The 15708-nt window shown below is 69.5% G+C and carries 13 protein-coding genes; 6 read left to right on the top strand and 7 right to left on the bottom strand.

What is annotated here, in order from left to right; translation table 11 throughout:
- Nucleotides 1-41 precede the first annotated feature (41 nt).
- Nucleotides 42-1406, bottom strand: coding sequence for an acyl-CoA dehydrogenase family protein (locus tag BM204_RS13930; RefSeq protein ID WP_091114449.1), 1365 nt, complete (start codon nt 1404-1406; stop codon nt 42-44).
- Between the two features lie 161 nt (nt 1407-1567).
- Here BM204_RS13930 and def point away from each other — a divergent pair, with 161 nt between their 5' ends.
- A complete protein-coding gene (gene def, locus BM204_RS13925; RefSeq protein ID WP_371863255.1) occupies nt 1568-2152 on the top strand; it encodes a peptide deformylase in 585 nt (194 codons plus the stop codon).
- Between the two features lie 96 nt (nt 2153-2248).
- On the opposite strand, the gene BM204_RS13920 is transcribed toward def, so the two are convergent.
- Nucleotides 2249-3052, bottom strand: coding sequence for a TrmH family RNA methyltransferase (locus tag BM204_RS13920; RefSeq protein ID WP_091114443.1), 804 nt, complete (start codon nt 3050-3052; stop codon nt 2249-2251).
- A 27-nt stretch (nt 3053-3079) separates the two neighbouring features.
- Nucleotides 3080-4303, bottom strand: coding sequence for a uroporphyrinogen-III C-methyltransferase (gene cobA, locus BM204_RS13915; protein WP_091114440.1), 1224 nt, complete (start codon nt 4301-4303; stop codon nt 3080-3082).
- A gap of 69 nt (nt 4304-4372) precedes the next feature.
- Here cobA and BM204_RS13910 point away from each other — a divergent pair, with 69 nt between their 5' ends.
- Nucleotides 4373-4894 (top strand): YbhB/YbcL family Raf kinase inhibitor-like protein, encoded by a 522-nt coding sequence (locus BM204_RS13910; RefSeq protein WP_091114437.1) that lies wholly within the window; start codon nt 4373-4375, stop codon nt 4892-4894.
- 30 nt (nt 4895-4924) lie between these two features.
- On the opposite strand, the gene BM204_RS13905 is transcribed toward BM204_RS13910, so the two are convergent.
- Together BM204_RS13905 and BM204_RS22255 are read right to left on the bottom strand one after the other, a co-directional pair.
- Entirely contained in the window at nt 4925-5584 is a 660-nt protein-coding gene (locus tag BM204_RS13905) for a class F sortase (RefSeq protein ID WP_246166240.1), read from the bottom strand.
- On the bottom strand, nt 5565-6701 hold the full coding sequence (locus tag BM204_RS22255; protein ID WP_143099773.1) for a collagen-like domain-containing protein: 1137 nt from the start codon (nt 6699-6701) through the stop codon (nt 5565-5567). The genes BM204_RS13905 and BM204_RS22255 overlap by 20 nt, the downstream gene beginning before the upstream one ends.
- Before the next feature lie 200 nt (nt 6702-6901).
- Here BM204_RS22255 and BM204_RS13895 point away from each other — a divergent pair, with 200 nt between their 5' ends.
- Genes BM204_RS13895 through BM204_RS13885 form a run of 3 tightly spaced genes read left to right on the top strand, consistent with a single transcriptional unit; the run spans nt 6902 to nt 9454 of the window.
- Nucleotides 6902-7699 (top strand): ABC transporter permease, encoded by a 798-nt coding sequence (locus BM204_RS13895; RefSeq protein WP_091114434.1) that lies wholly within the window; start codon nt 6902-6904, stop codon nt 7697-7699.
- Nucleotides 7692-8489, top strand: coding sequence for an ABC transporter permease (locus BM204_RS13890; RefSeq protein WP_246166239.1), 798 nt, complete (start codon nt 7692-7694; stop codon nt 8487-8489). Before BM204_RS13895 ends, BM204_RS13890 begins: the two co-directional genes overlap by 8 nt.
- 2 nt (nt 8490-8491) lie before the next feature.
- A complete protein-coding gene (locus BM204_RS13885) occupies nt 8492-9454 on the top strand; it encodes an ABC transporter ATP-binding protein (RefSeq protein ID WP_091114431.1) in 963 nt (320 codons plus the stop codon).
- Here the strand turns inward: BM204_RS13885 and BM204_RS13880 are convergent.
- Entirely contained in the window at nt 9417-10538 is a 1122-nt protein-coding gene (locus tag BM204_RS13880; protein WP_091114429.1) for a PP2C family protein-serine/threonine phosphatase, read from the bottom strand. The genes BM204_RS13885 and BM204_RS13880 overlap by 38 nt on opposite strands.
- 110 nt (nt 10539-10648) lie before the next feature.
- Here BM204_RS13880 and BM204_RS13875 point away from each other — a divergent pair, with 110 nt between their 5' ends.
- The gene (locus BM204_RS13875; protein WP_091114644.1) at nt 10649-12175 is read left to right on the top strand and encodes a catalase; all 1527 of its coding nucleotides are present in this window, start codon (nt 10649-10651) and stop codon (nt 12173-12175) included.
- 656 nt (nt 12176-12831) lie between these two features.
- On the opposite strand, the gene BM204_RS13865 is transcribed toward BM204_RS13875, so the two are convergent.
- Entirely contained in the window at nt 12832-15642 is a 2811-nt protein-coding gene (locus BM204_RS13865; protein WP_091114425.1) for a cation-translocating P-type ATPase, read from the bottom strand.
- Between the last annotated feature and the right edge of the window lie 66 nt (nt 15643-15708).

The following is a 15708-nucleotide window of genomic DNA, read 5'->3' as shown; positions in this document are numbered from 1 at the left end:
GACGGAGCGAAGCGGGAGGAAGTAACGATCTCGGGGGGCATCTAGACCAGCACGCTTCCTTCCATGATGCCGATCGCGCGGAGGTCGCGATACCAGCGCTCGACGGGGTGTTCCTTGACGAAGCCGTGACCACCGAGCAGCTGGACGCCGTCGAGGCCGATCCGCATGCCCTTGTCGGCGCAGATCTTGCGAGCCAGGGCGACCTCGCGGGTGAAGTTCTTGCCGGCGGCGGCACGGGCGGCCGCCTTGTAGGTGACCAGGCGCATGGCCTGGAGCTCGATGGCGATGTCGGCGACCATGAACGCGACCGACTGACGGTGCGCGATCGGCTCGCCGAAGGCCTGACGCTGCTTGACGTAGGGCGTCACGTAGTCGAGGACGGCCTGACCTGTCCCGATGGCCAGCGCGCACCACGCGAGGCGCGAGAGGCGCACGCACTCGACGTACGTCGTGCCGTCGGTGGCGCCGAGGACGGCGTCGGCGGGGACCGTGACCTGGTCGAGGTGGAGCCGGGTGAGGGACGCAGCGCGGACGCCCATCGCCGGGTCGGCCTCGACGCTCAGGCCGGTGGAGGAGGACTCCACCAGGAAGAGCACCGGCTTGTCGTCGAGCAGGGCGCCGACGACGAAGAGCTCTGCCTGCGCGCCCCGCGGCACGAGGGTCTTGACGCCGGAGAGCACGAAGCCGTCCGCCGTCCTCGTGGCCGTGGTCGACGGACTCAGCACGTCGAAGAGGACGGTGGCCTCGTTGAGCGCGAGCGCCGCGGCGGGCACGTCGTCGCCGGTGAAGGCCGGGAGGTAGGTCTGCTGCTGGGCGTCGGTTCCCCACAATCCCAGCGCGGTCGCGACCGAGCCGGGCGCCAGCGTCGCGACGGCGAGGCCGAGGTCGCCGCGCGAGAGCGCTTCGGCGACGAGGGTCCCGGCCATGGCCGAGCGCTCCTCGGAGATGCCACCGAGCGACTCGGGGACCCCGAGGATCGGCAGCCCGATCTCGAGGCTGGCCTTGAGCAGCGCCTCGGGTGCCTCGCAGGTCTCGTTGGCCTCGGTGGCCGCCGGACGCACGACCTCGTCGGCAAACTCGGTGACGACGTCGACCAGCATCTGCTGGTCCTCGGTCGGCGTGAGGTCGAAGACGCCCCGGGGCCGGGCGGCCGGGAGGCGCACGCCGTCGACTCCCCTGCTGCCGGCCCTGGCGAACGTCCGGCTCGCGGTGGTCATCGTCTTGAAGCCGTTGCGGGTGACGGTGAAGACCGCCTGCTCGGTGGACTTGCGCAGGCGCAGGGTGTCGATCAGGTCGCTCTGCGCGAGCTTGCTGAGGCCGGCCACGAGGAAGCCGATGGGGTCGCGGGACTCGCTGCTGGGGACACCGTGCTTGCCGCCAGGCTTGAGGCTGTTGATCAGGGACATGGAAATAATGTAACTCGGAGTTACATCTTCCGCTACGGATGACCGAGTGGCCCGGGTCACGTGGCGCGACGGGGTTGCTCGACTGGGGTGACTCGACTGGGTCGCTCCCCTGGGAGTGGTCGCTTCGCTCCTGATCCCGCTCTGGTTCTAGGATCGGCGCCGTGTCCGAGCAGCCTCCCCTCACTCCCCACGGCCCCCTCCCGACCGGGGGGACCATCCATCCCCTGACCCGCTGGGGCACCCCGGTCATGCACCGACCGCAGCAGCGGGTGACGTCCTACGACGACGCGCTGGCCACGCTGGCGGCCGACATGGTCGCGACCATGTACGCCGCCGACGGGGTCGGCCTAGCCGCCTGCCAGATCGGTCAGGACGTGGCGTTGTTCGTCTTCGACTGCCCGGACGAGTCGGGCCAGCGCACCGTCGGCGTCGTGTGCAACCCCGTCCTGACGCTGCCCGAGGGCAAGGACCGCCTCCTCGATGACGGCGAGGAGGGCTGTCTGTCCTTCCCGGGGGCGTTCGTCGAGTGCGCGCGACCGGACCAGGCCAGCGTCACGGGCACGGGCCTGGACGGCTCCCCCGTCACGTTCGCCGGGGACGGGCTGCTGGCGCGCTGCCTCCAGCACGAGACCGACCACACCCTCGGCACGGTCTTCGGCGACCGGCTGCCGACCAAGCAGCGCAAGAAGCTGCAGAAGGAGCACGACAAGGCTGCCGAGGCCTATCCCGCGGGCTGGCCGGCCTAGGGCCTGCGGGAGCCACGGACGAGTCGTTCAGCCGATCCGAGTCGTCGCCTGCACACGTGCAGGAGAGTCATGCCCGCCATCCTCGCTCCGGACGACTCAGCGCCGCGCGGTGATGTAGCAGGCGACAGCGGTGGCGGCGGCGACGTTGAGGGAGTCGATTCCCTCACGCATGGGGATGACGGCACGCCGGTCGGCGGCCTCCTCCCAGCGCTTCGAGAGGCCGTGCCCCTCCGAGCCGAGGACCAGGGCGACCCGGTCGAGGCCGGCCACGGCCTCCTCGATCGCCACGGCGTCGTCGGCGAGGGTGAGGGCGACAGTGGTGAAGCCGGCCGCGGTCAGGTCGGGCAGCGCGTTCGTCCAGTCGGGCAGCCGCGTCCAGGGCATGGTGAAGACCGCCCCCATGCCGACCTTGATGGAGCGTCGGTAGAGCGGGTCGGCGCACCGCGGCGCCAGCAGCACCGCGTCGAAGCCGAGCGCCGCACCGCTGCGGAAGATGGCGCCGACGTTGGTGTGGTCGACGATGTCCTCGAGCACGAGCACGGAGCGCGCGCCGGCCAGCACCGACTCGACGGTGGGCAGGGGCCGGCGCTCGAGCGAGGCCAACGAGCCGCGGTGCACGTGAAAGCCGGTCACCTCCTCCGCGAGCTTCTCCGCCAGCACGAAGCACGGCGCCTCGGAGCGATCGAGCACGTCGGCCAGCCCGTCCAACCAGCGCGGTGCCATGAGGAAGGACCGCGCGGTGAAGCCGGCCTCGACCGCACGGCGTACGACCTTCTCCCCCTCGGCCAGGAACAGGCCGTGCTCGGCCTCGAGGTTCTTGCGCAGCTGTACGTCGCGCAGGTCGCGGTAGTCGGCCAGCCGGGGATCGTCAGTGTCGGTGATCTCGACGATCTGGGCCATCAGCAGCTCACCATCAGCAGGCAGCCATCAGGCGAAATGCTCGGGGTGGGCCACGCGCACGACCTCGCCGACAACGATGATCGCGGGCGGCAGCACCTGCTGGGCGGCGAGCTCGGCCTCGAGGGTGCCGAGCGTGGCGAGCACGGTCCGCTCCCCCGGCATGGTGCCGTCGCAGAGCACGGCCACCGGGGTGTCGGCCGAGCGGCCGCCGACCACCAGCGTCGCGGCGATCACCGGCGCGTTGTGCACGGCCATCATCAGCACCAGGGTCCCCCGCAGGGCGGCCACGGCGTCCCAGTTGGTCAGCGACTCTTCGTGGCCCGGGGGCAGGTGGCCGGAGATCACGGTGAACTCGTGGGCGACACCGCGGTGGGTGACGGGGATCCCGGCGACGGCGGGCACGGCGACGGGGCTGGTCAGCCCAGGGATCACCGTGACGGGCACACCCGCCTCACGGCAGGCAAGGACCTCCTCGTAGCCCCGGCCGAACACGAAGTTGTCACCACCCTTGAAGCGCACCACCCGCTTGCCCTCGAGGGCGCGCTCGACGATGACGCGATTGATCTCCTCCTGCATCGCCGAACGGCCCCGAGGCAGCTTGGCCACGTCGATCAGCTCGACGTCGGAGGGCAGCTCGCCGAGGAGCTCGCGTGGCGCGAGTCGGTCGGCAACGACCACGTCGGCCTCCATCAGCGCCTTGCGACCGGCCACCGAGATCAGGTCGGGGTCCCCGGGCCCACCCCCGACGAGCGTGACGCCCGCGGTGTGGCGGCGCTGGTCGTGGGCCAGGATGGTGCCGTCGCGCAGACCGGTGAGGATCTCGTCGCGGACGGCCGCCGAACGGCGCGGCTCGCGGCTGCCCAGGACGGCGATGGTGAAGCCGGCCGCGCGACCCACGGCCGGCGTCCAGGCGGTGGCCTCCTGCGCGTCGTCAGCGCGGACGCAGAAGATGCGGCGCGACTCGGCCGCCGCTGACACGCGCTGGTTGACCTCGGTGACGTCGGTGGCTGCGACGACGTACCAGGTGTCGTCGAGATCGCCGTCCTCGAAGCCGCGCTCGTGCCAGGTGACCTCGCCGGCACCGACCAGGCCCTCGATCGCGGGCGAGACCGTGGGAGAGACGACGTGGACGTCGGCGCCAGCGGCGATCAGCTGGGGGATGCGACGCTGGGCGACGTGCCCGCCACCGGTGACGACCACGCGCCGTCCGGTCAGTCGCAGGCCAGCCGGATAGGTCGCGATGTCGTCCACCGGACCATTCTCGCCCGTGCCGCCGCTCCGTCCTTTTGTGGGGGTCTGGCGCGGACTACGTTGAGGGCCATGAGTCTCGAACGGCCCGTAAGCCCCGACCCCTATGTCCTGCTCCCCGCCGCCCCGGCCTTCACCGTCACCAGCGCGGACGTGAGCGACGGTCAGCCGCTCGGGGCCGACCAGGTGGCCGACGCCGGCAACACCTCACCCCAGCTGTCCTGGGAGGGGGCACCCGAGGGGACCAAGAGCTACACCGTCACCTGCTTCGATCCCGATGCCCCGACTCCCAGCGGCTTCTGGCACTGGGTGCTCGTCGACATCCCCGCCGACGTGACCTCGCTCGACACCGGCGCGGCAGCGGGCCAGCTGCCCGGCCAGGCCTTCCACTGCCGCAACGACGGCGGCGCGAAGGGCTTCATGGGCGCTGCCCCGCCCCCGGGCGACCAGGTGCACCGCTACTTCTTCGTCGTACACGCCGTCCAGGAGGAGACCCTGGGCGTCGACTCCGATGCCTCGCCCGCCGTGGTGTCGTTCAACCTGGCCTTCAAGACCGCCGGCCGCGCGATCCTGCACGGCACCTACCGGCACTGAGCCGGTCGCAGCCAGGCTCCTAGGCCGCTCCTAGGCCCGCGGACGGGCGACGACGACGACGTTGCTGAGGTATTCCGAGCCGTTCCAGTCCTCGCACGTCACCACGACCAGCCGCCCGGGGACGTCCTGGGCGAAGATCGTCGCAGCCTGACGGGCCAGCTTGCCCTTGCCGTAGATGCGGACCGAGGTCACGACGTAGGGCAGGTCGGCCGCGTCGGAGCCCCGGGTCGCGACCGAGATCGGGTCACCGACCTCGACCTGCTCGAGGTCATCCAGAGCCCCGCCACCGTTGTGGACGGTGTGGCCGGCCACCAGCACGCTGCCCTGGCGCTGCCCCGGTCGAGCACCGTCGGCCCACCAGCCGAGCTGCTGCGGGTCCGACGGCGGGGTCAGGGTGCCCCCCGGTGCCTTGACGGGTACGACGGGCGCGTCCACGCCGAGCGAGGGGATCCTCAGGGTCCGGGGTGCTCCCGGCTTCCACGGGGCCGGCGTGGCCTCCGGTGTCGTCGCAGCGGCTGCGGCCTGCGCCGCCGGTCGCGTCGCCGCGCCGGAGGCAGGCTCCTGGTCCACGACCTGCGGGGTCTGGGTCAGGAACACCGCCAGGCCACCGCCCACGAGCGCCACCCCGAGCAGGGTGACGATCGCGGGCAGCAGCCGGCGCGGTGCTCGATCAGTGGGTCGGCGTGACACGACGACGACGAGCCAGCAGGCCCGCAGCGGCGAGCGCCACGCCGAGCGCGGTGATGACGAGGCCGACCGGCGAGGTCACGAGGCGGCTGAGCGTGCCCTCCTCACCGGCGTCGATGTTGGTGGGGACGGCCGAGGCGTCGCTGCCCTGCGCCGCTGCGGCGGAGCTGTCGGCCTCGGCCTGCGTGCCCAGCACGCCCTGGTCGGAGTCGGAGTCGGAGGAGGAGTCGCCGCTGGTGGCCGTCTCGCCCTGGACGCCCTGGTCCGGGGTCTCGCCCGCGGGGGTCTCGCCGCCCGGGGTCTCCTCACCAGGCGTGGGCTCCTCGCCGGGGGTCTCGCCGCCCGGGAGGGGAGTCGTGGAGTCGCACGGCTGGACCCAGAAGACCTTGTGCTTGGTGTCGGCGCCCTGCGAGCCGGGCGTGTTGACCGTCAGCTTGATGTGGTAGCCCTGCTTCGGGTGGGGCTCGCCGTCGAACGTGGGGTAGTAGGTGGCTTCCCCGTCGAAGTCGGTGCCGCCGCCGGCGGAGTCGCCGCCGACGAACTTGGTGCTCGGTCCGCCCGGCGTCAGCACGACGTCCTTGGTCGGCGCGTGCATCGCCAGCGTGACCGACGAGACGATGTCGGCACCCTCGTCGAAGCCGTACCACTCGATGTCGAAGCCGCACGTGACGTGCGGGTTGTTCTGCGGGATGCCGTCGTCCTGGCCGATCGGCGTGATCTTCACCGTGCCGTTGTTGCCGGCCGGGTCGCCCTTCGGACCACCGTCACCCTTGGGACCGTTTCCGTTGTTGCCCTTGGGGCCCTGGTCACCCTTGGGACCGTTTCCGTTGTTGCCCTTGGGGCCCTGGTCACCCTTGGGACCGTTGCCGTTGTTGCCCTTCGGGCCCTGGTCACCCTTGGGACCGTTGCCGTTGTTGCCCTTCGGACCCTGGTCACTCTTGGGACCGTTTCCGTTGTTCCCCTTGGGGCCCTGATCGCCCTTCGGGCCCTGGGACGAGCCCGGGCCGGTGCCCTTGCCGGTGTCATCGGCAGCGAAGGCGGGCGCAGCGGCGGCGCCGACGGTGAGCAGGGTGCTGACAGCGCTGGCAGCAAGCATGGTCGTGACGGATGAGCGGTTCATAGTGGTGGTTCCCCCTGGGACGCGGTCGGGTGACGACCGAGCGATGTGCCGCTCCGAGCGAGCGATCTGCCTATATATGACCCAAAGTCCACTGCCTTAAACTTAGGTATCGGATTTAGTTGAATGGTTCAGGTCACACCTAGCCACATCGGTCGCGCGTCGCGACCTCCCGACAGCCCGGTGTCGACGAGAGTGGAGCCATGTTGCACACGGCCGTCGCCTCGAGGTCGTTTCGCCGCTACTCCACCTACGTCGGTGCGACGCTGGCCGGGATCTTCACCAACAGCGTCTTCGGCGCCATCATGTGCTTCGTCTACATCGAGGTGTGGGCGGCCAACCCCGACGCCGGCGGCTATGACGTCACCGACGCCGTGACCTACGTCTGGCTCGGTCAGGCGATGATCATGACGGTCGCGGTCTGGGGCGGCGGCTCCCCCGACGACCTCGCTGCGCGGATCAAGTCCGGCGACGTCGTGATCGACTTCTACCGCCCGGTGGGGATCCTCGGCTGGTACCTCGCCGCCGATCTCGGCCGTGCGGCCTACCACCTGCTCACCCGCGGTCTCGCGCCCACCTTGGTCGGCGGGCTGCTCTTCGACCTGCGCTACCCCGCCGACGCGCTCACCTGGCTGCTCTTCGCGATCGCGGTCCCCCTGGCTGTCGTGGTGAGCTTCGCGCTGAGGATGCTGGCCTCGCTCACCGCCTTCTGGCTGCTCGACGACGTGGGTCCTCGCACGCTGCTGGGCTTCGCCGCGCTGTTCTTCAGCGGGCTCACCGTGCCGTTGGTCCTGCTGCCAAGCCTGCTGCGCGACGTCGCGCTGGCGCTGCCGTGGGCCACCTTCCTCCAGGTCCCCGCCGACATCTGGCTCGGCAAGACCACCGGCCTCGAGGTCCTCGGTGCCTACGCGTTCATCGTGGCGTGGGCCGTGGTCCTGCTCGGCGCCTGCGCCCTGGTCCTCCAGCGCGCCGAGCGCCGGGTGGTGGTGCAGGGTGGTTGACGCCGCGGTCGCCTACTACCGGATCGGCAGCCTCTGGGTCCGCGCGTCCATGGCCTATCCCGCCTCCTTCTGGATGATGGCGGTCGGGAGCTTCCTGATGACCGGCCTCGACTTCGTCGGCATCTGGATCCTTTTCGGCAACGTCGACGATCTCGGTGGCTTCAGCCTCACCGAGATCGGGTTCCTGTACGGCGCCACGGGGCTCGGCATCGCCTTCGCCGACCTCTTCGTGGGACGGGTCGAACGCCTCGGGCAGATGATCCGCTTCGGACGCCTCGACACGATGATGACCAAGCCGGTCCCGCTGCTCGTGCAGGTCTGCGCCGACGAGTTCGCGCTGCGCCGCTTCGCCCGCGTCTTCCAGGCCACGATCGTCTTCACCTGGGCGGCGACGTACGTCGACTGGACGCTGCCGCGAGCCCTGGTCGCCGTCGAGATGGTCGTGAGCGGGTCGCTCATCTTCTTCTCCCTCTTCATCTCCCTGGCGTGCATCCAGTTCTGGACCGCCGACTCCTCCGAGGCGGCCAACGCCTTCACCTACGGCGGCAACACGGTCACCCAGTTCCCCCTGACGGTCTTCCCTTCGGAGATCGTCAAGGCCCTGACGTTCGTGGTGCCGATCGCCTTCGTCAACTGGTATCCCGCCCTCTTCATCCTCGGCCGCGAGGACCCCTTCGGCCTGCCGTCCGCCCTGCAGCTCGCCTCCCCCGTCGCCGCTGCGGTGATGCTCGCCGTCAGCGCCCTGGTCTGGCGCACGGGCGTCCGTCACTACCGATCCACCGGGAGCTGAGCATGACTCTCATCCAGGTCACCGACCTCCGACGCACCTTCGAGGTGCGGCGCAAGGAGGAGGGCAGCCGTCGTCGGCACCGGGTCGAGGTGGAGGCGGTGCGCGACCTGACCTTCGAGATCGCGGCCGGGGAGATGGTCGGCTACATCGGGCCCAACGGGGCCGGGAAGTCCACGACGATCAAGATGCTCACCGGCATCCTGGTGCCGACCAGCGGACACATCCGGGTGGCCGGAGTGGACCCCAGTCGCAACCGCACGGCCCTGGCCCGACGGATCGGGGTGGTGTTCGGGCAGCGCACCTCGCTGTGGTGGGACCTGCCGCTGCGCGACTCCTTCGACCTGCTGCAGAAGATCTACCGCACCGACCCGGCGCGGCACCGTGCCAACCTCGCGGAATTCCTCGAGCTGCTCGACCTCGGCGAGCTGCTCGACACCCCCGTGCGCCAGCTCAGCCTGGGCCAGCGGATGCGCGGCGACATCGCGGCGGCGCTGCTGCACGATCCCGAGATCCTCTACCTCGACGAGCCGACGATCGGCCTCGACGTCATCAGCAAGGGGCGGTTGCGCGAGTTCCTGCGATCCCTCAACCGGGAGCGCGACACGACGCTGATGCTCACCACCCACGACCTCCAGGACATCGAGGCGCTGTGTGACCGCGTCATCGTGATCGACCACGGCACCCAGGTCTACGACGGCACGCTGGCTGGGCTGCACGAGCGCGGCGGGTCGACCCGCACCCTGGTGGTGGACCTGGTCGACGAGGTTGCCCCGATCCTGATCGCCGGCGCCGAGACCCGGCGGGTCGAGGGGCCGCGACAGTGGCTGAGCTTCCCGGCCGATGCCAGCGCCGCGCCGCTCGTGGCGGCCCTCGCCTCGTCGTACGACGTCGCGGACCTCTCCATCCAGGAGCCGGACATCGAGGACGTCATCCGCGAGCTGTACTCGCGTCCTCCAGCCGGGTGAGCAGCAGCACGGCGCGGTCGTCGTCGCCGCGGGTGACCTGCTTGATCATCCGTCGGGTGGAGCCGACGGCCCCCTCGCGGATCGCCTCACCGGCGATGTCGCGCAGCCAGTCGATGCCGACGTCGAGGTCACTCGTGCGCGACTCCACCACGCCGTCGGTGTAGAAGAGCAGCGCGTCGCCGGGGCCGAGGACGCCCTCGCTGAGGTCGAGGTCGGGGGTCGCGGAGATGCCGAGCGCCATGCCCCGGGCGTTGTCGACGACCCAGCCGCCGCCGGCCTGGTGCCAGCGCAGCGCGGGCGGGTGGCCGGCGGAGGCGATCGTGTAGCGCCCGTCGGTGAGGTCCAGGCGCACGTGGACGGCGGTCGCGAAGGACTCGTCGAGGTGCCGGCGCAGCAGGAAGCGGTTGGCGGCAGCCATCAGCTCGCCGGGCTCCAGCGCACCCACCAGTCCCCCCAGTGCCCCCGCGAACTGGAGCGCGTGCGGGCCGGCCCCGAGGCCCTTGCCGACGACGTCGACCAGGATCAGCTCGAGATGGCGCTCCTCCTCGTCGAGGTCGGCCACGAGGAAGTCGCCGGCGAAGCCGACACCGTCCGCGGCGATCATCGCGCTCTCGACGTGCCACGAGCCCGGGAGCGGCGGGATGGTGCTCTGAGCCTGGAGCCGGTCCTTGAGCTCGGCGAGCACGATCTCGCTCAGCGGTGACGGCAGGCCGCTGCGTTGGCGGCTGGACTGGAAGAGGATGAGCAGGACCGCGAGGGCGAAGGCCGTGAGCGCGGCGACGCGGACTCCGACCAGGGGTCCGTCGATGACCATCGCCGCCACGGCGAGCAGGGCCGTCCAGGCCGTCATGACCGCGAGCGGGCGGAAGCGCAGCATCAGCATGCCGATGATCAGCCACACGAAGTACGTCGTCAGGGGCACGACCTGGTAGTCGATGACCGAGACCACGAACGAGCAGGCCACCGCGACCATGAGCAGCAGCAACACCTCCCGCTGCCCCTCCGTGGAGCCGGAGCGCCACCGGCGGACGCGGTCGCGGACGTGCCGCGACAGCGCTCCTGAGGAGCCGGGACCCGAGTGCACATCCGAAGGCTAGTGCCCGGAAGGTCCCGATGCTGTCGACCTCGCGATCGGGTACCGGCAGGATGATGATCACGCACCCCAGCGACCCCTCGACCTCAGGAGCAGACATCATGAGCGACACGCGGCCCCCAGGGGGCTCCACCACCCAGACCGGCTCCCCCGCACCCTCGGACCGCAACTCCCTGACGCTGGGCGACACCGGTCCGCTGCTGCTGCACGACCACCACCTCATCGAGCAGATGGCCCACTTCAACCGCGAGCGGGTGCCCGAGCGCAACGTGCATGCCAAGGGCACCGGGGCGTTCGGGACCTTCGAGACGACCGAGGACGTGTCGGCGTACACGAAGGCGGCGCTCTTCCAGCCCGGGGTGAGGACCGACATGCTCGCGCGCTTCTCGACCGTCGCCGGCGAGCAGGGCTCCCCCGACACCTGGCGCGACCCGCGCGGCTTCTCGCTGAAGTTCTACACGACCGAGGGCAACTACGACCTCGTCGGCAACAACACGCCGGTCTTCTTCGTGCGCGACACGATCAAGTTCCCCCACTTCATCCGCTCGCAGAAGCGCCGCGGCGGCTCGGGTCTGCGCGACAACGACATGCAGTGGGACTTCTGGACCCTCAACCCCGAGTCGGCCCACCAGGTCACCTACCTGATGGGCGACCGCGGCATCCCCGCGTCGCTGCGCACCATGCAGGGCTACGGCTCTCACACGTTCATGTGGATCAACGCCGCGGGCGAGAAGTCCTGGGTGAAATACCACTTCAAGTCCGACCAGGGCGTCAAGAACCTCACCCAGGAGGCTGCCAACAAGATCGCCGGCGAGGACGCCGACTTCCACCGTCGCGACCTCTCCGAGGCGATCGAGCGCGGCGACTTCCCCTCCTGGACGCTGCACGTGCAGGTGATGCCCTACGAGGACGCGAAGACCTACCGCTTCAACCCCTTCGACCTGACCAAGGTGTGGCCGCACGGCGACTACCCGCTGATCAAGGTCGGGACGATGACGCTCGACAAGAACCCTGACAACTTCTTCGCCCAGGTCGAGCAGGCGGCCTTCGAGCCGTCCGCCACCGTGCCGGGGATCGGCTTCAGCCCCGACAAGATGCTGCTGGGTCGTGTGTTCGCCTACGCCGACACCCACCGCTACCGGATCGGCCCCAACTACCACCAGCTGCCGGTCAACCGGCACCGCGTGGAGGGTGCCAACACCTACACGTTCGACGGTCCGATGGCCTACGACCACACCGGCGACCAGCCGGTCTACGCCTCCAACAGCTATGGGCGCGGCTTCAGCGACCTCACCGGTCCGCCGGAGGACAGCTGGGAGACCGACGGCGAGATGACCCGCGAGGCCTATGCGCTGCGCGAGCAGGACGACGACTTCGGCCAGGCCGCGACGATGATCAACGAGGTGTGGGACGACGCGCAGCGCGAGCGCTTCGTCGGCAACGTCGCCGGCCACATCCTCGGCGGTGTCTCCGAGAAGGTCCTGCCGCGCGTCATCGAGTACTGGAAGAACGTCGACGAGGCGATCGGCAAGCGGATCGAGGTGGCCGTCCAGGAGGGCCAGGCGACGCTGCCGGCTCCCCACGACACCGAGCCCGAAGGTGTTATCGACGACCCGACCAGCGCCTGACTCTCCGGCTCCCTGCCCTGCTCGGCCGCCTTCGTGGTGGACCAATCGGGGTGTCGCTGTTACCCAGGTCAGGAGGCACCCGATGCGGGTGTGGCCGGAGCATGCGTCGGGCAGAGGACGGGTCAGGTCGAGGGGTCCATCCGCAAGGTCAGGGCGAGTGGTCGCCAGTCGGGCAGTCGGGCAGTGCGACGTCCCGGAGTTGACCTGGGCCAGTTATCGCCAGAACGAGGACTTGAAGAAGATCTCGGGCTGGGCAGCAATCCTGTTCGTGCCGACGTGGTGGGCACGATCTACGCCATGAACTTCGACCACATGCCCGAGCTGGGCAGTCGTCGGCCAGGCGCGGGAGGCGAACCAACTGGTCTCACGAAGCGATGCCAGGTCGGCGCTGATCCGGTCCAGAGGGGCAGGAAGCGCCGGGAGGCCGGCGCCCCCGACGCGAAAGCCGCTGGTCGAGAACCGCACGATGCACAGTTCTCCCGGCTCTCACAAGTGTGGGAACAAGGGTGGTCGCGACTCAGCGGTCGTAGCGCGGCCACGGGAGTTGCCGCGCGGACACCCGTTGATGGCCGTCGGGCAACTGCCGCGGCGAGCACGAGCGCCCTTTCTGTCAAACTTGAGTGAGGCACCGCAGTGTGCTCGTCGTTGACCGTGGGTCAGGCGATCGAGGTCGCTGGCACCGGGTCGATAACTGCTCGGGCGTCGTCCCGACGCCCGTAGGTGCGACTGAGTGACTTGATCACTTCCTCGACCGCGAGGGCGGAGGAGGCGACTGCTGCGCAGATCAGCCACTGGAGTGGGCTCAGTGGCGACGTGCCAAAGACGGCCTGCAGTGGCGCCGCCTGCACCACGAGCACTTGGAGCAGGACAATCGCCCCGAGCGAGGCCCAGAGCCAGCGGTTGGTGAAGGTGTGGCGGGTAAAGACGCTGCGGCGTTCGACGCGGGCGTTGAGCGCGTTGAAGAACTGGAAGAGCACGAAGGTCGTGAAGGCCATTGTCAGCGCGACTGCTTCGGTTGCCTGTTCGCGCGCGACAGCGAGCACGCCCAGGGTGCCGATTGCCATCACCAGGCCGGCTCGAAGCATCTGTAGTAGTCGGGTCCTGTTGAGGATACGTTCCGTCGATCGACGGGGCGGTTCGTCCATGAGTCCGGGTCGGGGGGCATCGACACCGAGGGCAATCGCGGGTGGCCCATCCATGATGATGTTGACCCACAGCACCTGGATTGCGTTCAGCGGTGCAGGCATGCCGAGCGTGACCGCGCCGACGAAAGTCAGGATCGCGCCGATGTTGGTGGAGAGCTGGAAGCGGACGAAGGTCACGACGTTGTCGTAGATTGAGCGGCCCTCGCCTATGGCTTGGATGATGGTCGCGAAGTTGTCGTCGGTGAGAACCATGTCTCCGGCTTGCTTGGTCACCTCTGTTCCGGTGATGCCCATGGCGACCCCCATATGGGCCGCGCGCAGGGCCGCCGCATCGTTGACCCCGTCGCCGGTCATGGCCACGACGTGCCCCCGCTGGGTGAGGGCGCGGACGATGGCGACCTTGTGCTCGGGGGCGACGCGGGCGAAGATGCCGATTCCCTCGATCCGCTCCGACAGTTCCTGGGATGTCATCTTGTCTATGTCCGTGCCGGTGACGACGTCTCCGCGGATGCCGAGCTCGCGGGCGATCGCGTTGGCGGTGTCCCGGTGGTCACCGGTGATCATCTTGACGTCGACTCCGGCGTTGTGCGCAAGGGCGATCGCGTCGCGGGCCTGGGGGCGTGGCGGGTCGGCGATGCCGACGAGACCTAGGAGGGTTAGGCCGGTCAGTCGATCGGCCAGTGCCTTGGCCGGGTCGGCGGATGCGTCCGGCGCGTCGTGAAGGATGACCGTGGCGGCGGCAAGCACCCGAAGTCCTTGGGAGGCCAACCGGGAGACTTCTGAAGCGAACAGGTCGTGCTGTGCTTTCTCGAGCGGGCGCACTCCTTGGGCTGTGAGCACGGATGTGCTACGTGCCAGTAGTACGTCGGGGGCGCCCTTGAGGTAGGCCTTGGCGCTGCCGTCCTCGTCGTGGACCGTGGCCATGAATTTACGTGAGCTGTCGAAGGGCAGTTCGGCGATCCGGGGCCGATCCGCACGTAGCGCCGCCACGTCGATGCCTGCCCGTGCGGCGGCAACCACCAGCGCCCCCTCGGTGGGATCACCGACAATGCCCGCGCTGGTAGGAACACCAGCCGGCTGGGCACCCTGGTCGAGAAGGATGGCGTCGCTGCACAGCACTAGCGGCTCGAGCAGTGTCTTGACCCCGTCGACGGGGGCACCTGTGGAATCGTCGACCAGCGCGCCTGGAGGGAAGTCCCCCTCGCCGGTGATTCGTATGTGTCTGCCGGCGTGCACGAGCGCACGGGCGGTCATCTGGTTGAGGGTCAAGGTGCCGGTCTTGTCGCTGCACACCACGGTCGCCGACCCGAGTGTCTCGACCGAGACGAGGCGTTTCACGATGGCACCGTGGCGGGCCATCCGGCCGACACCGAGAGCCAGAGTCAGCGCGAGCACCGCGGGCAGGCCTTCCGGCACGGTAGCGACCACAAGGGCGACCGCGCTGAGCGCGACCTCGGCCAGGGACTCACCGCGGGCGAAGGCAAGGGCCGCATAGACGGTGACCGCGATCCCGCCGATGAGCGCGATGCGTTTGCCGACCGCGTCGAGCTGCACCTGCAACGGTGTCTTGGGCACCTCGCCCTGTTCAAGCATCAGGGCAATGGCCCCTACCTCGGTGCGCATCCCGATCGCGGTGACTACCAGTTCGGCTCGGCCCCGGGTCAGTGCGGTGTTGACGTAGGCCATACACGTCCGCTCGGCGAGCGGCACCTTGTCCTCCCGAGTGGGGAGCGCAGCCGTTCCCTTGCGGACGGGCAAGGACTCACCGGTCAACGCCGACTCGTCGACCTCGACAGATACGGCGACCAGCAGGCGACCGTCTGCGGGTACCCGGTCTCCGGCCTCGAGGATGACGATGTCGCCGGGAACCAGCGCTGTGGCGTCCTGGACACCCTCGCTTCCGTTGCGGCGCACCCGGGCGGTCGGGGCGAGCATGTCGCGCAAGGCTTCCAGACTCCGCTCGGCCCGGTTCTCCTGGACGAAGCCGAGGGTGGCGTTGATCAGGAGCACGACGCCGATGACGACAGTGTCCTTGAGGTCGCCGATCAGTCCAGCGAGCAGCGCTGCAGCGATGAGGATGAGGATCAGCAGGCTACGAAACTGGTCCAGGAAGCGAGCCCAGGCTGGCCGGCGTGCGTGCTCGGCGAGCCGGTTCTCGCCGTACATCTCGCGCCGTCTCGCCACTTCAGCGTCGTCGAGGCCGGCCCGAGGGTCTACGGCCAGCGTCTGGACAACCTCAAGGGTTGTGCGCAAGTGCGGGTCAGGCGCAACGACAGCTTCCGCGCTCACGGCGCTGACAGGTGCTGCAACGAAGATCGGCATGACAGGCTCCTGGCTACGGTGGAGTTGACGAGAAACAGGTGAACTGGAAACGAGGATGAATCCGCT

The organism is Nocardioides psychrotolerans (genome assembly GCF_900113685.1).
In the GTDB taxonomy this organism is placed as follows: Bacteria; Actinomycetota; Actinomycetes; order Propionibacteriales; family Nocardioidaceae; genus Nocardioides; species Nocardioides psychrotolerans.
Note: the sequence above shows the minus strand (reverse complement) of the source record. Positions and strands in the feature narration are given on the sequence as shown.